Origin of the sequence: Paraburkholderia ribeironis, assembly GCF_900019265.1 — a bacterium.
GTDB lineage: Bacteria > Pseudomonadota > Gammaproteobacteria > Burkholderiales > Burkholderiaceae > Paraburkholderia > Paraburkholderia ribeironis.
The window spans coordinates 52,654-76,035 of sequence record NZ_CYGX02000005.1 but is presented as its reverse complement, the minus strand read 5'-3'; the positions used below and the strand labels follow the sequence as shown (position 1 = coordinate 76,035).

At 63.8% G+C, this 23,382-nt stretch carries 21 protein-coding genes; 8 read left to right on the top strand and 13 right to left on the bottom strand.

Translation table 11 applies throughout. From position 1 onward, the window contains the following. Positions 1-21 precede the first annotated feature (21 nt). Entirely contained in the window at positions 22-597 is a 576-nt protein-coding gene (locus BN2475_RS01780; RefSeq protein WP_094777862.1) for a DUF4337 domain-containing protein, read from the top strand. 213 nt (positions 598-810) lie between these two features. Here the strand turns inward: BN2475_RS01780 and BN2475_RS01775 are convergent, their stop codons facing one another. From BN2475_RS01775 to BN2475_RS01755, 5 genes are all read right to left on the bottom strand, one after another. Beyond that, a complete protein-coding gene (locus BN2475_RS01775) occupies positions 811-2,085 on the bottom strand; it encodes an RNA polymerase sigma factor (protein ID WP_094777861.1) in 1,275 nt (424 codons plus the stop codon). Next, complete coding sequence (locus BN2475_RS01770) at positions 2,082-2,261, bottom strand: hypothetical protein (protein WP_094777860.1); 180 nt, start codon at positions 2,259-2,261, stop codon at positions 2,082-2,084. Before BN2475_RS01770 ends, BN2475_RS01775 begins: the two co-directional genes overlap by 4 nt. A gap of 3 nt (positions 2,262-2,264) precedes the next feature. Beyond that, entirely contained in the window at positions 2,265-2,678 is a 414-nt protein-coding gene (locus tag BN2475_RS01765; RefSeq protein ID WP_094777859.1) for a YciI family protein, read from the bottom strand. A 149-nt stretch (positions 2,679-2,827) separates the two neighbouring features. After that, complete coding sequence (locus tag BN2475_RS01760) at positions 2,828-3,181, bottom strand: YciI family protein (protein ID WP_094777858.1); 354 nt, start codon at positions 3,179-3,181, stop codon at positions 2,828-2,830. 314 nt (positions 3,182-3,495) lie between these two features. Next, positions 3,496-3,969, bottom strand: coding sequence for a hypothetical protein (locus tag BN2475_RS01755; protein ID WP_094777857.1), 474 nt, complete (start codon positions 3,967-3,969; stop codon positions 3,496-3,498). Between the two features lie 949 nt (positions 3,970-4,918). Between BN2475_RS01755 and BN2475_RS01750 the strand changes: the two genes are divergently transcribed. Beyond that, on the top strand, positions 4,919-5,392 hold the full coding sequence (locus BN2475_RS01750; RefSeq protein ID WP_094778014.1) for a GNAT family N-acetyltransferase: 474 nt from the start codon (positions 4,919-4,921) through the stop codon (positions 5,390-5,392). A 36-nt stretch (positions 5,393-5,428) separates the two neighbouring features. Continuing rightward, positions 5,429-5,779 carry a DOPA 4,5-dioxygenase family protein gene (locus BN2475_RS01745; RefSeq protein ID WP_094777856.1) on the top strand — a complete coding sequence of 117 codons (351 nt, stop codon included), beginning with the start codon at positions 5,429-5,431 and terminating at the stop codon, positions 5,777-5,779. 97 nt (positions 5,780-5,876) lie between these two features. Here BN2475_RS01745 and BN2475_RS01740 read toward each other — a convergent pair whose 3' ends face one another. Then, a complete protein-coding gene (locus BN2475_RS01740; RefSeq protein WP_094777855.1) occupies positions 5,877-6,194 on the bottom strand; it encodes a high-potential iron-sulfur protein in 318 nt (105 codons plus the stop codon). Positions 6,195-6,551: 357 nt separating this feature from the next. Here BN2475_RS01740 and BN2475_RS01735 point away from each other — a divergent pair, with 357 nt between their 5' ends. After that, a complete protein-coding gene (locus BN2475_RS01735; protein ID WP_094777854.1) occupies positions 6,552-7,547 on the top strand; it encodes an aldo/keto reductase in 996 nt (331 codons plus the stop codon). A gap of 68 nt (positions 7,548-7,615) precedes the next feature. Here BN2475_RS01735 and BN2475_RS01730 read toward each other — a convergent pair whose 3' ends face one another. The 5 genes from BN2475_RS01730 to BN2475_RS01710 all read right to left on the bottom strand — a co-directional run bounded on the left by BN2475_RS01730 (position 7,616) and on the right by BN2475_RS01710 (position 15,753). Continuing rightward, on the bottom strand, positions 7,616-8,191 hold the full coding sequence (locus BN2475_RS01730) for a YbhB/YbcL family Raf kinase inhibitor-like protein (RefSeq protein WP_094777853.1): 576 nt from the start codon (positions 8,189-8,191) through the stop codon (positions 7,616-7,618). A 38-nt stretch (positions 8,192-8,229) separates the two neighbouring features. Next, the gene (locus BN2475_RS01725) at positions 8,230-9,033 is read right to left on the bottom strand and encodes an ROK family protein (RefSeq protein ID WP_094777852.1); all 804 of its coding nucleotides are present in this window, start codon (positions 9,031-9,033) and stop codon (positions 8,230-8,232) included. Positions 9,034-9,064: 31 nt separating this feature from the next. Beyond that, entirely contained in the window at positions 9,065-10,705 is a 1,641-nt protein-coding gene (zwf, locus tag BN2475_RS01720; protein WP_094777851.1) for a glucose-6-phosphate dehydrogenase, read from the bottom strand. A gap of 146 nt (positions 10,706-10,851) precedes the next feature. Continuing rightward, positions 10,852-13,689, bottom strand: coding sequence for an MGH1-like glycoside hydrolase domain-containing protein (locus BN2475_RS01715; RefSeq protein ID WP_094777850.1), 2,838 nt, complete (start codon positions 13,687-13,689; stop codon positions 10,852-10,854). 51 nt (positions 13,690-13,740) lie between these two features. Then, a complete protein-coding gene (locus BN2475_RS01710; RefSeq protein WP_094777849.1) occupies positions 13,741-15,753 on the bottom strand; it encodes an amylo-alpha-1,6-glucosidase in 2,013 nt (670 codons plus the stop codon). 236 nt (positions 15,754-15,989) lie between these two features. Here BN2475_RS01710 and BN2475_RS34955 point away from each other — a divergent pair, with 236 nt between their 5' ends. Next, positions 15,990-16,313, top strand: a complete 324-nt coding sequence (locus BN2475_RS34955) for a hypothetical protein (protein WP_094778013.1) — start codon at positions 15,990-15,992, stop codon at positions 16,311-16,313. 62 nt (positions 16,314-16,375) lie between these two features. Then, the gene (locus BN2475_RS01700) at positions 16,376-18,523 is read left to right on the top strand and encodes a phosphocholine-specific phospholipase C (protein WP_094777848.1); all 2,148 of its coding nucleotides are present in this window, start codon (positions 16,376-16,378) and stop codon (positions 18,521-18,523) included. A 137-nt stretch (positions 18,524-18,660) separates the two neighbouring features. Here the strand turns inward: BN2475_RS01700 and BN2475_RS01695 are convergent, their stop codons facing one another. Continuing rightward, positions 18,661-19,776, bottom strand: coding sequence for a succinylglutamate desuccinylase/aspartoacylase family protein (locus tag BN2475_RS01695; protein WP_094777847.1), 1,116 nt, complete (start codon positions 19,774-19,776; stop codon positions 18,661-18,663). A gap of 222 nt (positions 19,777-19,998) precedes the next feature. Between BN2475_RS01695 and BN2475_RS01690 the strand changes: the two genes are divergently transcribed. Continuing rightward, positions 19,999-20,919, top strand: a complete 921-nt coding sequence (locus BN2475_RS01690) for a LysR substrate-binding domain-containing protein (protein ID WP_094777846.1) — start codon at positions 19,999-20,001, stop codon at positions 20,917-20,919. Between the two features lie 62 nt (positions 20,920-20,981). Here BN2475_RS01690 and lysA read toward each other — a convergent pair whose 3' ends face one another. Then, complete coding sequence (gene lysA / locus BN2475_RS01685) at positions 20,982-22,223, bottom strand: diaminopimelate decarboxylase (RefSeq protein ID WP_094777845.1); 1,242 nt, start codon at positions 22,221-22,223, stop codon at positions 20,982-20,984. Between the two features lie 108 nt (positions 22,224-22,331). Between lysA and BN2475_RS01680 the strand changes: the two genes are divergently transcribed. Then, the gene (locus BN2475_RS01680) at positions 22,332-23,261 is read left to right on the top strand and encodes a LysR family transcriptional regulator (RefSeq protein WP_094777844.1); all 930 of its coding nucleotides are present in this window, start codon (positions 22,332-22,334) and stop codon (positions 23,259-23,261) included. Positions 23,262-23,382 lie beyond the last annotated feature (121 nt).

The window sequence follows — 23,382 nt, the reverse complement described above, 5'->3', positions numbered from 1 at the left end:
AGCATTGCCTCGGAGAATCGGATGTCTGAAGAATATGAAGTGCATGGTCCGCACAACCATGCGGTCGAACACGCCGGTCACCACGACGCGGACCCGTTTGCGAGCCGCATGGCCGTGATGACGGCGATCCTCGCGACGCTCGGCGCACTGTTCGCGTACCAGAGCGGCAACAGCGAAAATCTGGCGCTGTACTTCAAGAACGAAGCCGCGATCAAAAAGACCGAAGCGGCGAACCAGTGGAGCTACTACCAGGCCAAGGGCGAGAAGCAGAATCTCGCCGAACTCGGCGCGGCGCTGTCGGCCGGCAATACCGACGCGCACGCGAAGTTCCTCGCCGACGTCGATAAATACAAGCAGCAAAAAGAGCCGATCCGCGCGCAAGCCGAAGCGCTAGAAAAGGAAGTCGCCGCCAACGACGCGAAAAGCGAAGCGCTGTTGCATGGTCACCATCGATGGGCGCAAGCCACGTTGCTGATTCAGGTCGCGATTGCGCTGTGCGCGATCACTTTGCTGACGCGCAAGAACTGGTTGCGCAATCTGTCGTTCGTTGTCGCGGCTGCGGGCGTGCTGACCGGTGGCGTAGCGTTCTTCGCATAGTCGATCCGCTGCGGGCCTCTGCCCGCCAGCGCATGCCGCGATTGCGCTGCGGATTGCGCTGCGCAGTCGATCCGAAACAAGGAGTGTCGTATGGTTGATGGTTCCGCCGTTCCAGGCGTGTTCTCCGTGTACATCGCCGGCGTGGTGATTCCCGGGCTGATCGTCGCGTTGGGCGTGCGTCAGTTGATCCGCTAGCTGACGTGCGGTTCAGGTTCAATGCGCGAGGCCGCGCGCTCGGTCGAGCAGCAACTCGCGCTCGCGTGCATTGCGCGTCATCGCGGCGGCGCGTTCGAACTCGACGCGCGCTTCTTCCACTCGCCCGAGCTTGACCAGCAGATCGCCGCGCACGCTCGGCAGCCAGTGATAATTCGCGAGCGCCGCATCGGCGGCGAGCGCGTCGACAATCTCCAGACCGGCAGCCGGTCCGAACGCCATGCCCACCGCGACCGCCCGATTCAACTCGACCACCGGCGACGGCGCCACCTGCGCGAGCGCGTCGTATAACGCGACGATCTGCAGCCAGTCGGTATCTTCGGCGCGGTGTGCCCGCGCGTGACAGGCAGCCAGCGCGGCCTGCAATGCATACGGCCCGCTCGCGCCGCCCAACGCGTGCGCGTTGGCTAGCGCAGCGAGCCCGCGGCGGATCAGCAACGGGTCCCAGCGGCTGCGATCCTGATCGAGCAGCAGCACCGGACGGCCCTGCGCGTCGGTGCGCGCATGCGTGCGCGACGCCTGAATCTCCATCAACGCGACGAGGCCGTGCACCTCGCTTTCGTCGGGCACGAGACCGCTGAGCACGCGTCCGAGCCGCAGCGCTTCCTCGCATAACGATGGACGCATCCAGTCGTCGCCTGCGGTAGCCGAATAGCCTTCGTTGAAAATCAGGTAGATCACCTGCAACACCGACGCAAGACGCGGCGCGCGCGCGTCCGCTTGCGGCACCTCGAACGGCACGCGCGCCGCCGACAGCGTGCGCTTGGCCCGCACGATCCGCTGTGCGATGGTCGGCTCCGGCACGAGAAACGCGCGTGCGATTTCGTCCGTGGTGAGGCCGCCTAGCAACCGCAATGTGAGGGCTACGCGTGCATCGGTAGACAGCACCGGATGGCATGCGGTGAACACCAGCCGCAACAGGTCGTCGCCGATATCGTCGGCGCGTGCGGCATCGAGGGCATCGACGAAATCCGGCACGAGATGGGCCTCCAACGCGTCGAGATCCTGACCCAGCTCCTCGCGCTTGCGCGCGTGCAGCGCTTCCTGGCGCAAGCGGTCGAGCGCGCGGTTCTTCGCGGTCGCCATCAGCCATGCTGCGGGATTGTCGGGCACGCCCGCGTCCGGCCAATGTTCGAGCGCGGCCACCAACGCGTCCTGGGCCAGCTCTTCAGCGAGCCCCACGTCGCGCACCATCCGCGCGACGTAGGCGATGACCTTGGCGGACTCGATCCGCCAGACTGCCTCGATGGCACGATGGGTGGCCGACGTCGTCACGGCCTCAACCCGCTACCCGCTGCCTGCGTGTTCGGATCCATATGGATCAACTCCCCGATGCGGTCACCGATGTCTTCGAAGCCGTGCCCGTACGACTTGCACAAATCCTTGACCGGCAGCATCCCATGGATGTTGTCGCTGAAGTGACGGTTGAAACGGCGAGCAATGCGGCCCATGAGTCAGCGTCGCGAGGCTTCCAGGTCACGGAACCGATCTACCTCCGGGCCGGGTTCGAAGTCGTCGAGTTCGAACAACTGCCGCACTTCGATTTCACCGTCGGCCTGCTCGCCGAACGGCGCCGGAAAACGACGCGCCCACTCCATCGCTTCTTCGCGCGAGCGCACCTGAATCAGCGTATAGCCGGCAATCAGCTCCTTGACCTCGGTGAACGGACCATCGACGACCGTGCGCTTGCCCCCGCTGTAACGCACGCGCCAGCCTTTCGAACTCGGCTGCAAGCCGGTGGCGTCGAGCAGCACGCCGGCTTTGCCGAGTTCCTCGTGATATGTGCCCATCGCGGCCATCAGGGACGCCTCCGGCATCTGACCGGCTTCGCTCGCGGCCGTCGCTTTTACCAGGATCATGAATCGCATGGCCACTACTCCTGTTCGTTGTGATGGAAAGAGCCGGGCACGTTGGCTGGCTCCGTACTCACACGACGAGCAATGCGCGGCCGGATCGACACGCCGGCGGACTGCCTGGTGAAAACCCGGGGTGCAGCGCAGCCACTGGGCGTTCTCATCTACATGAAACAAGGCCCCAGCTTGCGGACTTCGACCGTGCACCACGCTGCGGCCGGGCACGCCTGCGCGATCGCCACGGCCTCTTCACGGGTGTCGCAATCGAGCAGGAAGAAACCGCCGACCATTTCCTTCGCTTCGGTGAAAGGACCGTCGAGCAGTTTCGGCTGGCCGCCGCGGACCTGCACGCGCACGGCGTCATCCTGCGAAGTGAGCGATTCGACCCCGCGCAGCTTGCCGCGCTCTTTCAGGTCAGCGGCGAAGCGCACCATCTGGTCGTAGAGTTCGCGGCCAGCGGTTTCACCGCGCTCGGCGCGCTGATGAGTGGGTTCGACGATGAGCAGCATGTAGGACATGGCCTCTCCGATAGATCGCGCCGCGTGAACTTCCGGCTGCTGCCGGACGGCGACCGGCGCGCTTGCGGCGAATGGACGAAAGCCAGTCTAGCAAGCGTGGCTGGCTCCGGCAAACCCGATCCGGCGCCCATTTCCGACGCTGACCTCAGGCAGTTCACGGCTCGTGCAGTTGGGGATGGGCACAGCGCAACCGCGTTCAACGGCATGCCGAAGCACCGCCACTGAAGCGCGCGAGGCGACGACCTGACGCCGCCGAATAGAAAAGCGCCCAATTCAGAGCGCTCTTTGGATTGCCAACCGCGAAACCGCACGACTCAGACTACCGCCTCCGCAATCGCCCGCACCTGCGCGGACCGCATCAGGCCTTCGATCATCCTCGCTTCCGCGCTCGCAATCTCGCTCAACGATGCCACCGACAGTTGTGCGTCGAGAATCGCCAGCGCCGTGCACAGGCGGGCGTAGTCGCCGTCCTCGAGCGTCCACTGGCCGTCTGCGTGTTCGCGGGCGTCGAGTCGAACCATTGCCGCATGTGCGCGTTCGATATCCGCAGCCCAATCCTCGCCGAGACCGAGCCGCGCCAATTCTTGCGCCACCAGCAGATGCCGGCTCAGCGTCGTGTGCAGATTGCGCGAGCCGTGGCCGCGCTGGAATGCATCGAGGGCGGCGTATCCCTGCAGAAGCATGGTCGCCATGACCGGCTGGTGCGCGGCGCGGCTATGGGTCAATGCACGCAAAAGCGGCGACATGGCCGGCTGGCTGTGCTTACGGACGCACGATTTACTGGACATACCGATTCAATCTCCTTCACTTCCGGCTTCGCCACCCGATTGCGGTGCGCGCATCTGATGCGAGTCCGTGCAGCCATCGTAACAAGCAATCTCGAATCGCGCTCGCAATGAGCTAACGGCACGGTGGTTCGTGGCGGCTCGTGACGACCCGTGGCGGGCCGTGGCACGACTGACTGCCGTGCCGCGTGCAAGACGCAATGGCTGCATATCGGTTCGAACCTGCCAGATACAAGTCGCAAATGCATGTCGACGAAAAAAAACCCTGTTCCCGCGAGGGAACAGGGCCGGACAGGATGGAACAGTCGTACACGCGCGTGGATGCTCGCCGACCTATAGCCATCAAACTTACAAAGCTGTTGCTGCGTAAAACTGCTACTGCTGCTACTGCCGCTACTGCCATTTCTGTTGCTACTGCCAATTCTGCTGCTACTGCCACTTCTGCTGCCAAAGTCGTTACTGCTACTACATGGAACTGCACCTGCATTACAGCGCGGTCCTTCGCCATTAACTACACCGGCTGCACCCCGGCTGATTCGCGCCCATATTGCTTCGATCTGCGCGATTGTTGCATTGCTTCTACTTCCTACTGCGTCACTGCCCTGCCGCGTTCGACAACCGCGGCACACTGCCATCAACGGTACGGTTCAAAACAACGCGGGGGGAAGACCGCGTCGATGGAGCTCGGTGTCTTGTCGCTCCATGGAAAACAGTGTAAGCGGGCGCCTGCCAATGCAATTGCGCGAAGCGAGGGGCATTGGCGGGCTAATTTGACGAATCGATGTAACAGCCGATTCGTTCCGCTGTAAGCGGCCCGCACCCATGATGGAATGTGGCCCGTCATCGCGGCTGGCCGCGACAACGAAATCGTTGATCGTGGAAAAAGAGCATTGCCGGCGCGACAATTCGCGACAATGCTTGCTAGCCGCCCATGCGCAGGAACATCACCGACATGTCTACTCGAGAACCCGCGTTGACGCTGCGTCCAGCGCTTGCCGCCGACGAAGCCTTCCTCTTCGAACTGCGCAAGGCCACCATGACCGAGCACCTGGCGCGCGTCGGCGAACCGGTTGACGACGTCACGCATCGTGCGCGCCTGCTGCACCGTTACGACACCGCGTGGGTGATCTGTGTCGACGGCACGCCGGCCGGCTTGCTGAAAGCGCATCGCACCGAGACCGGCTGGGTGGTGGTGCAATTGCAGATTGCACCGGCGCTGCAAGGGCGCGGCATCGGCGAACGTGTGCTGCGTAGGGTCATGCATGCCGCCCAGGCCGACGCGTTGCCGGTCACGTTGAAGGTGCTCAAGGGCAATCCCGCGAAACGCCTGTACGATCGCCTCGGCTTTGAAGTCGTCGGCGAAGATGACATGCAGCTTTACATGCAGTGCGCACCACGCGCGGCAGCCGAAGCCGGAGCAGAATGACTGTCGGATAGAGACTGATACGTAACGGACTTTGATATGACCTCTCGCGATACCTCAGCCATTGACACCTGGCACGCCCATGTCTATTTCGATGCGAGCAGCCGCGACGCCGCGTGGGCCTTGCGCGAGCAGATCGAAGCGCGCTGGAGCGGCCAACTGCAAGTCGGCCGCTTTCACGAGCGCCCGGTCGGGCCGCACCCTATGTGGTCATTTCAACTCGCGTTCGCGCAGACGCAGTTTGCCGACGTGGTCGGCTGGCTCACACTGAATCACGGTGCCCTCGATGTCTTCCTGCATCCGAATACCGGCGACGCACTGCGCGACCATCGCGATGCGGCCGTATGGATCGGTCACTCGCACGAGCTGGTGTTGAAGGCATTGATGTGACCGGCGTTGCACGGGCATGCTTGCGCGGCGCGCACGCGTGCTCCGGGCGACGCGGGCGCGCCGCCGTTGTCATCGCCGTTGCCGTTGCCGTCCCCGCTCACATGTTCGTATACGAACTACACCAGCCGCGGGCGGCGACCTGCTTGTCGCCGAATAGCGTGCAACCGCCGTATGCATCCGTGGCTTTGCCCAGGAACAGCGAGCAGTTGGCGCACGTTTGGCCCGCTGCATAGGCAGGAAATTTTGCCTTGTCGACCTTTGACGCGTCTTCCACGTAGCCGACAGCCTGCGCCTTCGGATCGGTTGCGCTGAGTCGATTGGCGGTGTCGGCGAAGGCCGCGCGGGACAGAACCAGCGACGAGCCCACGCCCATGCCCATGCCCAGCATCAGAAAATGGCGCCGCGATGTTTTCATAGAGGTCCGATGGAAAGTGAGGACGCCAGCAAGGCGTGATCAATCGAGCAATCGCGTGAACCGTTCGACCGGTTCGCACCCGGTGCGCCGCGTGCTGACCAGAGCGCCGATCGGGGCGCCGTTGCCGCTCAGTTGCCGCGTCATTGCGATAGTCTCGCACGGAGCGGCGTGCCGATGGAAGGAAGATGGCGTGCCAACGCCCGAGGATCCTCCGGCTCATCTCCTCGCGGAAAAACTCGGAGTTCACCGAAAGAATAATGAAAACCTTGCGCGCGCCGCCGACATTGAATCGCGACACCGGTTATCCTTTTTGCAACACAGCATCCGCCCCTGTTCCGCCCATCATTGGAGTTGACCATGCAATACCGCAAATTCGGCCGCACCGGCCTGACTGTGTCGCGCCTTTGTCTCGGCACGATGACTTTCGGCCTGCAGACCGAGGAAGAGGTCTCACATCGCATTCTCGACACGGCGGCCGACGCCGGCGTGAACTTTATCGATACCGCCAATGTTTATCCGCTCGGCGGTGACGAGAACATCGCTGGACGCACCGAGGAAATCGTCGGGCGCTGGCTGAAGGGCAAACGCGACCGTTTCATTCTGGCGACCAAGGCAGTGGGCAAGATGGGCCCCGCGCCATGGGATCAAGGGGCGTCGCGCAAGCATCTGCTCGATGCGATCGACGCGTCGCTGCACCGGCTCGGCACGGACTACGTCGACCTGTATCAACTCCATTCCGACGACGCGCATACGCCACTCGACGAAACGCTCGAAGCGCTGGATGTGATCGTGCGCTCGGGCAAAGCGCGCTATATCGGCGTCTCGAACTTTCTCGCCTATCGGCTCGCGCGTGCGTTGGGACGGGCCGACGTGTTGCGCGTCGCGCGGTTCGTCTCGGTGCAGCCTCGCTATAACCTGTTGTTCCGTCAGATCGAACGGGAGTTGCTACCGTTGGCCGACGAGGAGCAGTTGGCCGTGATGCCTTACAACCCACTCGCGGGCGGCTTGCTGACGGGCAAGCATCAACTGGACGCCGCCCCGACCAGCGGACGTTTCACCGAGTCCGTCGGCAAGGCTGGCGCGATGTACCAGCAGCGGTACTGGCACCAGCGCGAGTTCGAGACGATCGAGCAGTTGAAGGCGATCGTCGCGCCGACCGGCGAATCGTTGACCCGCGTGTCTCTCGCGTGGGTGCTGGCCAATCCGCTCGTCACGTCAGCGATCATCGGTGCGAGCCGCGTGGAGCAGTTGAGCGATACACTCGCGGCGTCCGAACTCGCGCTCGACGCGCAGATCAAGACGCAACTCGATGAAGCCAGCGTGCAATATCGTTGGGGCGACGCGGCGCGATAAGCCGTCTGCGTGATTCGCCTCCGCGTGCTTTGCGGCGGCCCGGCGGCACATCGCGAACCACCGGCGTGTCATCGGCCATAGCGCAGCACCGTGCTGCTCGTTGCCAGCACATGGTCTTTGATGGCCGCGTGCAGCGCGTCTCTCGTCAAACCGGCCGGCAGCGCATCGGGCGGCAGATCGAGCGCATAGACCTGCGCCATGTAATGATGCGGCACGTCGCCGACCGGCGGGCAGGGTCCGAAATAACCGGGGCCGCCAGTCCGATTCGTGCCGGCGACGCTGCCAGGCGGCGCGGCGGCGCCGGCCGCGAGCCCCGTGGTCGACGGTGCGATGCCATACACGATCCAGTGCACGACTCCGAGTCCCTTCGCGCCGTCGGGATCGAACAGCGTGACCGCGAAACTCTTCGTGCCGGAGGGCGTGTTGTGCCACTGCAGCGCCGGCGACACGTTGCCGCCACCACACTGGTTCGCGCTGGCCGCGTGAGTCGAAGGCAGCGTGCCGCCGTCGGCCAATCCCGGCGACGCAACCGCAAACGCCTCGGCCGCGTCCGCCGCTTCCAATTGCGCGGTCGCGACAGCGAGCACGCCACATACTCCGACAGATAGCAGGCGCCGTGCGACGCCCAACTCGCTTCGAGTCATCATGAATCACCTCATGTCATGGATTCCCCTGTTCGAGCCTATTTGAATCGTCCGGTGCGCTGATTCGCTTCCGGAAACTGCCGCGTCTCGCGCACCGAACGCGGATGCCACAAACGCGCCCCACCTTCGATACCGGCGTCGTTCGATACGGTCGCCACGTTCGCCGGCAAGTCGAACTTGAGGCGCGCCGCGTTGCCGCCGCCGATCCACAACTTATCGTAATTCACCAGCGCATTCAGGATGCCGATCACCTTGTGCACACGCCGGTTCCAACGCTTATTCCCAACCTTCTCACGCGCGGCCTCGCCGATGTATTCGTCGTACGCGACGCCCTTGTTGCTAACCGGGTGATGAGCTAGTTCGAGATGCGGCATCAGCTCGCCGTCGCGAAACATCGCGGTGCCCGCGCCCGTGCCGAGCGTCAGCACGAATTCGAGGCCATGGCCTTCGATTGCGGCGAAGCCCTGCATCTCGGCATCGTTGATCATGCGCACCGGCAAGCCACCCAGGCGCTGCGCCAACGCATCGGCGAGCGCGATGTCGTGCCAGCCTTCGACGCCGAAATGCGGCGCGGTCAGAATCCGGTTGTCGCGCACCACGCCCGGAAAGCCGATCGACATCCGCGTGGGCGGCGCCTGTTCGATGAGTGGCGCCACCAGCTGCGCCAACGCGTCCACCAGCTGGTCGGGCGTGCATGGATGCGGCGTTGCCACCCGCACGCGCGCAGTTTTCATCTGGCCGTCCGCGTCGATGACCGCAGCCTTCAGCCCGGTGCCGCCGACGTCGATCGCCAGAATCCGCTCCTCAGTACTGCTCGTCGCTTTCGTCTTACGTGTGGCCACGGTACCCCCCGCTCGTATTGATGTGTTGACCTTACTTTTTCTGGACCGTATCCGCTTTCAACGGCCGCCATGCATGGCCGTCGCGTGCGAGCAGCGTATTGGCCTGAGCAGGGCCTTCGCTGCCGGCCGCATAACCGTGCACCGGCAGCGCGCCACCGCCCTTCGGATGCAACACGTCGTCCACCGCGCACCAGCTCGTTTCGATGCTATCGGCCCGCTGGAACAGCGTCTCGTCGCCAAGCATGCAGTCGTAGAGCAAAGTCTCATAGCCGACGTTCGCGCGCTCCGTGAAGAAGTCGGCATAGTCGAACGACGACTGCACCCCGCCCACCTGCATCACCGGACCCGGCGTCTTCACGTTGAAGTCGAAAGTCTGCCCGTGCGCGGGATCGATGCGCAAGGTCAGCACGTTCGGCGTGAGCGCGCTGACCGGCGTATCGCGGAACAGGCGGAATGGCACTGGCTTCAGTTGCACGGAGATTTCCGTGCGCCGCATGGCAAGCCGCTTGCCAGTGCGCAAATAGAACGGCACGCCGGCCCAGCGCCAGTTCTCGACGAGCACGCGTGCGGCGACGTAGGTTTCCGTCGTGCTGCCGGGCGCGACGTCCGGCTCCTCGCGATAGCCGATGCCCGCCGGACCCTTTTCGTATTGACCGAACACCACGTCGTCCGGGGCCAGCGGGCGGATCGCGTCGAGAATCTCGGCCTTCTTGTCGCGCACGGCTTCGGCGTCGAACGAGTTGGGCGGTTCCATCGCGACCATGCCGAGCAGCTGGAACAGATGGTTCGGCACCATGTCGCGAAACGCGCCCGTCTGCTCATAGAACGTGCCGCGCCCTTCCACGCCGAGCGTTTCCGCCGCGGTGATCTGCACGTTGTCGATATATTCGCGCCGCCATACCGGCTCGAACATCGCATTCGCGAAACGCACCGCGAGAATGCTCTGCACGGTGTCTTTACCGAGAAAGTGATCGATCCGATACACCTGCGATTCGTTCGCGTAAGAGAGGATGTGCGCGTTCAGATCACGTGCCGACGCGAGATCGGTGCCGAACGGTTTCTCGATCACGAGGCGGCGAAAGCCGCCGCCGCTTTTGCCACTGCTTTTGCCGCTGCTTTTACCGTCGTTTTCCTTCAGCAAACCCGCGTTGCCGAGATGCTCGACGATCGGTCTGAAAAAGCGCGCACCGACCGCGAGATAGAAGATCACGTTGCCGCCCGGCGTTTGCGCGAGCTTCTGCCTGAGCTTCGTGAAGGTATCGTCGGTTTCGAATTCGCCGGCCATGTACTCGAGGCGTTGCGCGACCCAGTTCCACGCGGCGTCGTCGAGCTTGCCGGCATGGAAGGTGCTGGCCTTGTCGGCGGCGAATTGCTGCAGCGACTTGTGCAGGTCTTCGCTCCACTCGCTCGTCTCGCGCTCGCCGTGATTGACGCCGACGATCTTCATGCCGCCGTCGAGCAGCCCGTCGACCGCGAGGTTGTACAACGCGGGCATCAGGAGCCGCCGGGTGAGGTCGCCGCCGGCGCCGAAGATCACCAGCGTGCAAGGCGGCGCGGGCCGCTTGCCGGGCGGCGACGCCGGCGCATCGTGTTGCCTCGCGCTGATCTTGCAGCTCAGCGCCGCAGTGGCGGCGGGTTGATTGGAAGCCTGGGTGTTCGGTGTAGTCGACATGGGATTCACTCGCGCAAGCCAATGGAACCGATGGGGTACATGAAAGACCACGCTTGAACCCACACAGTTCAAAAATGGTCACGCGACTCGCGCCGCACGCGCAATGGTCGGGTCGATGTCACCGCGCGTGCGTTCGCGTTGTGATGCTACTTCATCGTCGTGGTGGCGAGTGCGGGCGCCGGTTCGGGAGCGGACGCGGGCGCACTGGCCGGCGCGGCGACTGGCTCTGCAACGGCAGCAGCAACCGGAACCGGAGCCGCGGCAGCAATCGGCTCACCGTCCGCGGCGCCCGTCACCGGCACATTGCCCGAGGACGCCATCGCACGCGGCTGCAAGAGCAGTGCAACCAGCCCGGTCCAGCCGGTCTGATGCGACGCGCCGACGCCGCGCCCGTTGTCGCCATGAAAATACTCGTGGAACAGGATCAGATCACGCGAGCGCGGGTCGGCCTGCAACAGCGGATAAGCACCCATCACCGGCCGCTCGCCGTCCTTGTTCTTGAGGAACAGCGTGGTCGCGCGGCGCGCCAGTTCGTCGGCGATTTCGCTAAGCGAGAACTTCTGCCCTGAGCCGGTCGGATATTCGACGCGGAAATCGTCGCCGTAATAGCGGTGAAATTCGTACAACGATTCGATCAGCAGATAGTTCACCGGCATCCACACTGGGCCGCGCCAGTTCGAGTTGCCGCCGAACACGCGCGTGTTGGATTCGGCCGGCAGATACTTGACGCAGAAACTCTTGCCGTTGAGATCGAACTCGAACGGATGATCGCGATGACACCGTGACAACGCCCGCACGCCGTAATCGGAAAGGAATTCGCTTTCGTCGAGCGCACGGCGCAGCAGCGCTTTCATCCGATGACCGCGCAACACCGACAGCAGCAACGTGTTGCCCTTGCCGGGCTCGTTCCAGCGCGAGACCAGCCTGGCCAGATCCCGGCGATGTTCGAGGAACCACACGAGCCGCTCGCGCAGCCCAGGCAAGCCGCCGTGCAGACGCTCTTCGAGCACCTGCACGGCGAACAGTGGGATCAGACCGACGATCGAACGTATCCGCATCGGCATGCTGCTGCCGTCGGGCAGGCGCAGTTTGTCGTAGAAGAACTCGTCTGCGCTGTCCCACAGGCCCGTATCGCAGCCGTCCTCGCAGCTCACCGCTTCGGCGATATACAGGAAGTGCTCGAAAAACTTCACGCCGATATCCACGAACACATGGTTCGCATACGCCAGTTCGAGCGCCATGCGCATCAGGTCGAGCGCATATGCGGCCATCCACGCGGTGCCGTCGGCCTGGTCGATATGGCCGCCAGTCGGCAGCGGCGACGAGCGGTCGAAAATCCCGACGTTGTCCAGTCCGAGAAAGCCGCCCTGAAAAATATTGCGGTCGTCGGCGTCCTTGCGGTTCACCCACCACGAGAAATTCAGCAGCAACTTATGGAACATAAGTTCGAGAAAATCGCGATCCGGCTTGCCGGTGAGCGCGCGGTCGATCTCGTACACGCGCCATGCGGCCCACGCATGCACGGGCGGGTTGGCGTCGCCGAGCGCCCATTCGTACGCGGGCAGCTGGCCGTTCGGATGCTGATAGCGGTCCTTCACCAGCAGCAGCAGTTGGCGCTTCGCAAACGCCGGGTCGATCAACGCGAGCGCGGCCGCATGAAACGCCAGATCCCACGATGCGTACCACGGGTACTCCCACTTGTCCGGCATCGATACGATGTCCGCATTGCACAGGTGCCGCCAATCCACATTGCGGCCGTGTTTGCGGCTCCCCGGCGGCTTGGGTTGCAGCGGGTCGCCGTCGAGCCAGCGCTGCACGTCGTACTGGTAGTACTGCTTGGACCACAGCATGCCGGCCAGCGCCTGACGCTGCACGAGACGCGCGTCGGGATCGGCCATCTCGTGTTGCAACGCGCCATAGAACTCGTCGGCCTCGGCGATACGGCGCGTGAACACCGCATCGGCATCGAACTGCGCGTCGTCGGGCGCCGACTGCGGACGCCAGCGCAGATACACCACTGCGCGCCCATGCGGAGCGAATTCGAGCGCCGCATGCGCGCCGGCCTTGCTGCCGGCGTCGCGGCGGATCGCCTGCTGGTCGCCGTGCACGAGATAGTCGTTGAAGCCATCCTTGAACGGCCCGGCGCCGTCCGTGTTGAACAGGCGCCTGACGTTGGTCTCGTTCTCGCAGAAGAGCCACACGAGCTGCGGCGCGTCCTTCGACCACGCCGTCACGACAATCGGCGCGTAACCTTCCTGACGCCCGATCAACTGGACCTCGCCGTTGTGGTCCGTGCCGGCGACCAGCGACGGCTTGTCCGGGCTACCCTTCCATGACCACGTGTTGCGCGCCCAGATCTGCGGCAGCACATCGAGCGACGCGGCCTCATCCGCGCGATTCTCGATCGTCACGCGCATCACGATGTCGTCCGGCGCGTGCTTCGCGTATTCGACCTGCACGTCGAAATAGCGCTGATCGTCGAACACGCCGGTATCGAGAATTTCGTACTCCGGCATGTCGCCGCAACGGCGCGCGTTTTCCTGCACGAGGTCCTCGTACGGAAAGGCGGCATGCGGGTACTTGTAGAGCATGCGCATGTACGAATGCGTCGGCGTGCCGTCGACGTAGAAGTACAACTCCTTCACGTCCTCGCCGTGATTGCCCTGCGCGTTGGTGAGGCCGAACAGGCGCTCCTTGAGGATCGGGTCCTTGCGGTTCCACAGCGCGAGCGACACGCACCAGCGCAGCCTGTCGTCGCCGAAACCGGCAATGCCGTCTTCGCCCCAGCGATACGCGCGACTACGCGCATGGTCGTGCGGAAAGGAGTCCCAGGCGGTGCCGTCCGGGCTGTAATCCTCGCGCACGGTGCCCCATTGACGCTCGCTCAGGTAAGGCCCCCAGCGCTGCCAATGTTGGCACGCGCCCGAATGCAGGCGTGCGCCTTCGATGGTGGCTAGCAGATTGGCAGCTCGCAACGGTGGCATGACTCCGTCCTCGCATCTGGCTTGGCGTCGGCACACACATCGTAACGCGGTTTACGCGACGATGCGTTGCGAGCCGCCAAGCAGGCCTTCAATGCGCAGCAACTCGCCCAGCGACCACGCCTGAAACGGCGTGCCAGCGGGCGCATGCGGCGCGTCGCCATCGGCGATCTCGGACAGGTGATCGAGACCGGCGTGGTCGAGATGCGCATAGAGCGGTTCGAGAAAACGTTCCCGCGCTTGTGCGCGAGTCTCAGCGGTGACGCCATGAACCCGCAGCCAAGCTTCGACAAACGGGCCGAGCAGCCACGGCCAGACCGTGCCTTGATGATAGGCGCCATCGCGTGCGAGTGGTGGACCGCCGTAGTGTCCGCGGTAGGCAGGGTCGGACGGCGCGAGCGTGCGCAAGCCGAGCGGCGTCAGCAAGTGCGCTTCGACCTGCGCGAGCACCGCCTGCGCCACCACGCCATCGAGCAACGCAAACGGCAAACCGCCCACCGCAAAAATCTGGTTCGGCCGGATCGCGCGATCTAGCGCGCCTTTCACGTGATCGACATCGACGTTGTCGAACAGCGCGTGCGTGGACGGATCGACGAAGCGTTCATGAAACGCTTGCAACGCTCGCGCGGCGGGTTGCTGCCACTGCGAATTCCAGGTTGCTGCAACGCGCAACGCGTTGATCCATAGCGCCTGCACTTCGACCGGTTTGCCGATGCGCGGCGTCACCACCCAGTTGCCGATTTTCGCGTCCATCCACGTGAGTTGCACGCCTGAGATACCGGCGGCGAGCAGGCCATCGTCGGCCGACGCCCGGATGTTGAAGCGCGTGCCCATCGTATAGCCGGCGAGGATCGTCTCGGCGGCCAGTTGCAGACGCACGCGCGTCGCATCGCTTGCATGACCGGTGGCCAGATAGTCGTGCACGGCGACGATGAACCACAACGACGCATCGACGGAGTTGTACTCCGGCGTGTCGCCGTAGTCGGGGAAGCGGTTCGGCAGCATGCCTTCGGACAGTGCGCCCGACCATGCGAGCAGAATCGCTTCGGCTTCGTCCAGTCGGTTCGATGCGATCAGCAGGCCACGCATCGCGATGAACGTATCGCGGCCCCAATCGATGAACCACGGGAAGCCGGCGAGAATCGTGCGGCCCTGGTTGCGCGCGACCACGTATGCATCGGCGGAACGCTGCAGGCGTGAACCCAGTGCGGCGCGGCGTTGTTGCTCGATACGTGCAAGCTCCGTTGCGTGAGCGACGGCCGCTTGCGCGCTCGCGCAGGGCATCGCGCTTACGGCTGCCGACGCCGATGTTCCCGCACGGGTCGCGCACGATGCGCTGAGAATCATCACCGCTTCAGCACCGGCGAGATCGAAGCTGAACACGCCTGGCGTCGCGAGATCCTCGCTGCAATCGAGACCGCGTTCCTCGTCGCGCACGTAGCAGAAGTTGCGATACCAATCCGGCGCGTGGATATAGACGCCGTTCGTCGCCGCATGGATAAAGGGCAAGTCGCCGTACGGCTGCCAGCTCACGCAGGCCAGATCGTCGCTGGTCCGTGCGTTGAAGTTGAATGCGGCGTTCTCATGATGCAGCGCGTGGTAATCGCGGCCCGAGAGCAAAGGCCTGATCTTCAGGAGGGCCGCGCTCATGCCCGCCGCGTCGGTCCCGCGCTCCAGCCGCCAACGCAACACCGTTTCACAGGTCGCCTTGCTGACGAATACCTCGACGCTCAGCACCATTTGCGTATCGAGTTGCAAGCGCCATGTTGGCCAGGGCGCTGTGTCGAAGCTCGCAAGACTCGTGCTCAAGTCGGGATAGATCACGTTGGGCAGATACCGCTGCATGCTCAACGGATAACGCTGCCCGCCCGCTTCCAGCCATGCCTCGATGCCATTGACGAGTACGGCGCGCCCACCCGGCGCACGCATGGCGCTCAGCAGCAATGCGTGATAGCGGCGCGTGCGTAGCGTGCCCACCGTGCCCGACGCGAAACCGCCGAAGCCATCCGCTTCCAGCCATTCGTCTTCGAGACGCGTGATATCGAAAGGTCGTTCGATGTGTGTCATGAGCCAATCGGTTATGCGAGGCAGTGAATCGTTAAATGTGTGCGGACCATCATGCGGACCCACCATGCACACCAACAGGCAGATGGCATTAAGGTGACCAGCGTCCTTCCTGGCGCTTTCCATTTTCTTTCGAACAACCAACGAATTATCGAAACTTATGCCACTCGCAAACGTTTCACAATTATTTCTTGAAAGGAATGGAGACTGCACCCGCTTTCACCAAAACCGGATGCAACATGAGAAGAGACAAATGCGTGGCGAGCATCGCATCGATCGCACTCGCAACGTTAGCACTGAGCGGTTGCGGCGCGGACGACTCCGCGCCGACGACAACGTCTTCATCGCCGGGCGTCACCGATAACCATGCCGCGCCACGTCCGGCGACCTCATCGGCGGCTGTGCTGCCCGAAGCGTCCACCCCGTCCGCCTCGCTCGCGGCGAACCCCGCCGCCGCGTCCGACCCGATCGCGCAATCCATGCAAGCCAGTCTCGCCGCCGACAGCCAGCAAGTCGCGCCCGTCATGCACTACGCACCCGGCGACAGCGCCAGCAGTAACTAACCCGATTCCCGCAGCGCGCCAAGGCGCGCTATTTTGTTTCACTCCGCAGAAGGTGATATTCGATGACATCAACTAGCCGTCGCCGTTTCCTGCAGACCGTGGCTTCATCCGCCGGCGCCGCCGCCGCGATGACCGCGCTTCCCGAGTCGATCCGCAATGCGCTCGCCGTGCCCGCGTTCTCGCGCACGGGTACGCTCAGCGATGTCGAGCACATCGTCGTGTTCATGCAGGAGAACCGCTCATTCGACCACTACTTCGGCCATATGCGTGGCGTGCGCGGCTACAACGACCGCTTCCCGATTCCGCTGCCCAACGGCAAGCCGGTGTGGTATCAGCCATCGAAAGAAGATCCCACCCAGCCAGTGCTGCCGTTCCATCTGAACACCGCCACCACCAGCGCGCAATGCGTCGGCGATCTGGATCACACCTGGTACAAGACCCATGCCGCGATCGACGGCGGCCGCTATGACCAGTGGCCCGCCAACAAGACCGACATGACGATGGGCTATCACCTGCGCAGCGACATTCCGTTTCACTACGCGCTGGCCGATGCGTTCACGATTTGCGACGCGTACTTCTGCTCGCTGCCGGGGCCGACGCACCCGAACCGTTCGTATCTGATGACCGGCACCGTCGATCCCACGGGCAAATTCGGCGGCCCGCTGCTCGACAACAGCGATTTCGTCGACGGCGACGCTCCGCCGAACTATCAGTTGCTATCGTGGACCACGTACCCGGAGCGTCTGCAAGCGGCGGGCATTTCGTGGCAGGTGTACCAGCAGGGCCTGACCGGCGCCGATCCGCTGAACGGCAACTACGGCACCAACGTTCTGCAGAACTTCGCGAACTTCATCAACGCGCAGCCGGGCTCGCCGTTGTACGAGCGCGCGCAAACCGTGCGCACGATCGACGACCTGAAGGCCGACGTGCTCGCGAACAGACTGCCGCAGGTATCGTGGCTGTGCCCGCCAGCTGCTTACTCCGAGCACCCGAGCTATACGCCCGCATACGGCGCGGAATACACGTCGCGAATTCTCGATGCGTTGACGTCGAACTCCGAGGTCTGGAGCAAGACCGTGCTGTTCATCATGTACGACGAGAACGACGGCTTCTTCGATCACCTCGTGCCGCCGCAACCGGCGACGACGGCCGCGCAAGGCCAATCGACGGTCAGCACTGAAGGCGAAATTCACAACGTGGTCAATCCGGCGCGCGGCGGCAGCTACACCGCCGATGGCCTGCCGTACGGCCTCGGCCCGCGTGTGCCGATGACGATCGTGTCGCCGTGGAGCAAGGGCGGTTTCGTGTGCTCGCAGGTGTTCGATCACACGTCGGTGATCCGCTTCATCGAGTCGCGCTTCGGCGTCTACGAGCCGAACATCACGCCGTGGCGCCGCGCGGTGTGCGGCGACCTGACCAGCGCATTCGACTTCCGCACGCCGGATTCGAAAGTGCCGCCGCTACCGGACACGAGCAGCTACAAGAGCATCGCCGACAACCAGTGCGCGACGCAGCCCAAGCCGACCGTCCCCGCGACGCCGGGCGCGATCGATCCGCAGGAAAGCGGGATTCGTTTCGCGCGTGCGTTGCCGTACGAGCTGCATGTGAATGGCTCGGTGGACCCGCAGCGGAACACGTGCGAGATTTCGATCGGCAATGCCGGCGACCAGGGCGCGCACTTCTACGTGTACTCGACCAATCGCACGGACGGCCCGTGGCGTTACACCGTCGAAGCGGGCAAGTCGCTCAGCGCGACCTTCGATCTGACCTCGACGAGCGGGGTCTACGCATTCGAAGTATTCGGGCCCAACGGATTCGTGCGCAAGTTCGCGGGCAATACGCAGCAGGCGCAAGCCACGCAAGTCGCGGGCTCGCATGGCAACGCCAGGCCGGCGCAGCCAGAAGTGAAGGCGCAATACGATGTCGCGAACGGCAACGTGTTCCTGAAGTTCAGCAACAGCGGCGGCGGCATTGCGCGATTGACGGTGACCGACAACGCTTACGGTGCGCGCACGCGCGTGGTGCCGGTGCCGGCCGGCGCGCATGTCGAAGAGGTGTGGGTGCTGGCGTCGAGCCATCACTGGTACGACCTGACGGTGACGAGCAATGACGATGCGAGCTTCTCGCGCCGTTTCGCCGGTCACGTCGAGAATGGCCGGCCGAGCATCAGCGATCCGGCGGCGCTCGCGCCGGTGCTGGCGGCGAGCTGAGTCATGCGATGGCGGGCTTCGTGCGGGTCGCCGCCCTGGTCGGGGCGCCCGCTCGAAACCCGCAGTCGCTCTGCGCGGATCGGCGGATAGCGTTACAGTCAATCCACCGCGCACATCGCGCCGCCTGAACCAGTTACTCACGCGCCCAACAACACCCCTGTCCTGAACGGCTGCGTTCCCGTCACACGTCCCAACGGCGCGCCCGTCGTCACGAACCGGATCGCGCGGCGCATATAAAGCACGCCTTCCGTGTTGCTGCAAATCGTGGTGGTCTCGTCGGTCAGCGGATCGACGATATCGAACAAAGCCTGTCCAGCACGAATCGTGTCGCCGATCTTCGCGCGATGAACCAGAATCCCGCTGACCGGCGCGTAAAACTGCTCGCTACCGGCGAGCGGCGTGGCGGGCGACAGCAACGGCGGCAACGGCTTCGCCTCGCGCCGAATCGCGTTGCGCCACACCAGGTAATCGACCAGTGCGTCGGCATCCTGTTGTGCCACTTCGTAAGAGACGTCGCGCTGGCCGCGGCATTCCACGGTCACCGCAATCGTGCCATTGGGCACCGGCTTGCTGGGCGGCATCTGCTGCTGCAACGTCGACCACAACAGGCCATGCGTTTCATCGAACGACTCGCCGCCCGAGTTGGTCGCAAGCAACGACGCCTGCGCGCCGAGGTAGCGCGACAAAGGCTCGATTTCAGGCCACGCCGCTTCGCTGGTGTACAGATGCATCGCCGCTTCGAGCGAGCAATGCAGGTCGATCACGACGTCCGCGTCGAACGAACGCTTCAGCAACGCCAATTGCAGCGAGTCGAATTCGGTCAACGGTTTCTGCTCGGCCAGTTCAGCCGCGATCAGTTCGCGAACGATGCGCCGGTTCTCCGTCGCATCGGCACCCAACGCGTCCTTCGCGCGGGCGACTAATGGAGAGAATTGCAGGAAGTGCCGATTGAAGTTCTTGCCGCTGCCGAGATCGAAGCGCCCAAGAAACTGCCCCAGCACGTACTGCCCGAGTCCGACCGGATTTGCCACCGGCACCAGCACGATTTCCGCACTCAGCGCGCCCTGCTGTTCCAGTTCGAGCAACCGGCGCTTGAGCAATACCGTCATCAACATCGCGGGCGTTTCGTCGGCATGCAGCGACGACTGGATATAGATCTTCTGCCCGCTATTGACCGGACCGAAGTGAAACGACACCAGCTCGCGGTGCGTGCCGATAGCCGGCGATAGAAGCGGAATCGATTGCCTGTTCATGAACGGAAGGCCTGCGAAAAAGAAGTCCAGCGTAAAGGAGTGAAGTGCCGTACGGATCGAAGTCGAAGTACTGCTTCGCGATCTGCGCGCACAGGCGGTCGTTCAGCATCGACGCGATCACCGCATCAAGCCAGCGCCATCCTATGTGGCGCCCGCTCCTCAAAGAAGTCCCGTTCGGACTATCATGTTCACCTTTTCCGATCACGAACCCCGCGCCCTTCAATGGCCTTGACGATCTCCCAGCTGCGCACGTTCAAGGCGGTTGCCGAACAGGGCAGCATTCGCGCGGCATCACGCGTGCTCGGCATCGCGCAAAGCGGCATCACGCAGCAATTGCAGAACCTCGAATCGATGCTCGGCGCGACCCTCTTCACCCGCACGAATCGCGGCATCACGTTGACAGCGCTCGGCCAGCGGCTGTTGCAGCGGGCCGGCACGATCATCGGTGAATGCGAGCGCGCCGAGCAGGAAATGCAGCAATTGCAGGGCGATTACGCCGGCGAGGTGACGTTCGGCATGACCACCGAGCCGCTCGTCGATGCATTCGCGCCGGTGCTGATGGAGTTTCGCACGCGCTTCGAGCGGGTCGCGGTGCATCTGCGCACCGGCACGTCGCGCATGATGATCGCGTGGATTCGCAAGGGCACGCTCGACTTCGCAGTCGCGTTAGTCTCGAAACAGACCGACACGGCCGATCTGTCGGTGACGCCGCTTTATCCATCCGATCCGGTGATCGTGTGCCGCGCGGGTCATCCGAAAGCGGGCGCGACCTCGCTGGCCGAACTCGTCGACTGCACGTGGGTGACGACACGCTCGCCGAATCTCACCGAGGACCCGCATGTCAACCGCCTGAGCCATCTGTTCGAAAGCCATGGCTTGCCGCCGCCGAAAATCATTGCGACCGTGGAAGGGCTGTACGAGACGCTGCATCTGGTCGGCGCGACGGATTGCCTGTCGCTGGAGTCGTCGATCGTGGTCAAACAGGGCCCGTTTGCGAGCGCGCTCAGGTCGATCCCCGTGCGCGAGCGGGCGGCCGACCAGAACGTGTGCCTGCTGCAGCGCGCGGCCATGCCGCTCACGCCCGCCGCGCAGGAACTCGCAACGATGATCGCGTCATATACCCGCACGGTAAGGGCGCGCTGAGCGTGTGCTGAACGCTGACGTGCGCGCCGCGCCGGTCACGTTACGCAGCGCTCGCGCCGCAATCAATCCAGGGTTTCGAGCGCGATCAATTCGTCGATGGTCTGACGGCGCCGGATCAGCCGCGGCCGGCCCTGCTCCAGCAACACCTCGGGCGCGAGCGGCCGGCTGTTGTAGTTCGACGACATCGACGCGCCGTACGCACCCGCGTCATGAAACACGATGAAGTCCCCCACTTCGGGCGCGGCCATCGAGCGGCTCGTGACAACACCGCCCGCGGCCTGCGTGAACACATCACCGGCTTCGCACAACGGACCGGCCACCGCGAATGAGCCGATCGGCGCATGGCTTGGCACACCATCGCGTTTCAGCACGCTCATTTCATGATGACTGCCGTAAAGCGATGGCCGCGTGAGGTCGTTGAACCCGGCGTCGACCAACGCGAATTGCCGCGCGGGCCGCCGGTTCAACGCATGCACTTCAGCGACCAGCACCCCCGCCTCAGCGACGAGGAAGCGCCCCGGTTCGATCTCCAGCCTCACGCGATGCCCGACATGCGCTTCGATCCGCCGGCGCGCCGCATCCCAGAGCCGGAAGTAATGGTCGACGTCGATGCGCGGCTCGCCTTCGCGATACGGCACCGACAGACCGCCGCCAGCGGAAATCGCTTCAATATCGTGGCCGAGTCCCATCACGGCATCGACCATTGCATCGCAGACGCGCGACAGATGCGCGTAGTCGACGCCCGAGCCGATATGCATGTGCAACCCGACCAGCGTGAGCCGATAGCGACGAACGAGGTCCAGCGCTCGTGGCACATCATCGAGCCAGATACCGTGCTTGCTGTGTTCGCCGCCGGTGTTGGTCTTGTTGCTGTGTCCGTGACCGAAACCCGGGTTGATCCGCAGCCACACGCGATGGCCAACGCCCGCGTGGCGTCCGATTCTTTCGAGCATGTCGAGCGACCCGGCGTTGACCGTGATGCGATGTTCGAGCACGGCCGCGAGCGTTGCATGGTCGAGCAGGTCCGCGGTGAACACCACGCCTTCGGGATCGCGGTCGGGTGTGAAACCCGCCGCGAGACTGCGCGCGATTTCACCCAGCGAGACCGCATCGACCAGCACGCCTTCGTCGCGCATCAGCTTCAGAATGTGCAGGTTCGAACACGCCTTCTGCGCATAGCGGATCACATCGAAACTGCGCAGTTCGGCGATACGTTGGCGAATTACGTCGGCGTCGTAGATCCAGAGCGGCGTGCCGTGCTGCCGGGCGAGCTCGGCAAGTTGCCGCGGATTGAATGGCGTCATGATCGGCTCGATGTCGGAGCGTTGCTGTAACCGACATGATGCTGGGAATCCGTCATTCAGTAAAATACCTATTATTTGCCGATCCATTCACTTCTGATATACCCCACCATGGCGCTCACCCACCGGCATATCGAAGTCTTTCGCGCGCTAATGACGGCAGGCAGCGTCACCAAGGCGGCCGACATGCTCTCAACGTCGCAGCCCACCGTCAGCCGCGAACTCGCACGCATGGAGCAGAGCATCGGCTTCCCGCTATTCGAACGCGCGCATGGGCGGCTGCGTCCCATGATGTCCGCGCTGACGCTGTTCGACGAAATCAAGCGCGCCTACATCGGACTCGAACGGGTGGCGTCGACGGCGGCCAGTCTGCGTGAATTCCAGGGCGGCCAGCTCGCGATCATCGCGTTGCCGATGTTTTCGCATTCAATCTTGCCGGGCGCGTCGAAGCGCTTTCACGACGCGCAGCCCGGCGTGAGTGTGTCGATTGCCACGCAGGAGTCGCCGTTCCTCGAAGAATGGCTGACCGCGCAGCGCTACGACCTGGGCCTCACCGAACACGGCGCGCCGCCGCCCGGCACACATCTGACGCCGTTGCTCGAAGTGGACGAGGTGTGCGTGTTGCCGGATCGGCATCCGTTGCTGGCCAGGCGCGTGATCGCGTTGAAGGATTTCGCGGAGCAGGCCTTTATCAGCCTGTCGTCGAACGATCCGTACCGGCTGCAGATCGATGAAGCGTTCGCGCAAGCGGGTATCGCGCGCCGCCAGCTGATCGAGACGCCCACCGCCGTTTCCGTGTGCAGTTTCGTGCGTCAGGGTCTTGGCGTCGCGATCGTCAATCCGTTGACCGCCGTCGATTTCGCGGGCCGCAATCTGCATATCCGGCCGCTTGCCGTGTCGCTGCCGTTTCGCGTCAGCGTGATTCATCCGGAGCATCGCCCGAGTCATCCGCTCGCCAGCGCATTCGTCAAAGCGCTGCAAAGCGAGGCCGCAGCGCTGCGGCTACAATTGAAAAGTCACACTGCACACAAGCGGTCATAACGGTCTCGCCCGGCACATAGCGCGCAATTCAATTCAATTGCACGCGCCGTCGCGGATGCCATTCGATACGAAGGCCCCGCACGCTTCACGCTTCACGCTGCACCTCACCTGCAAAACCGAT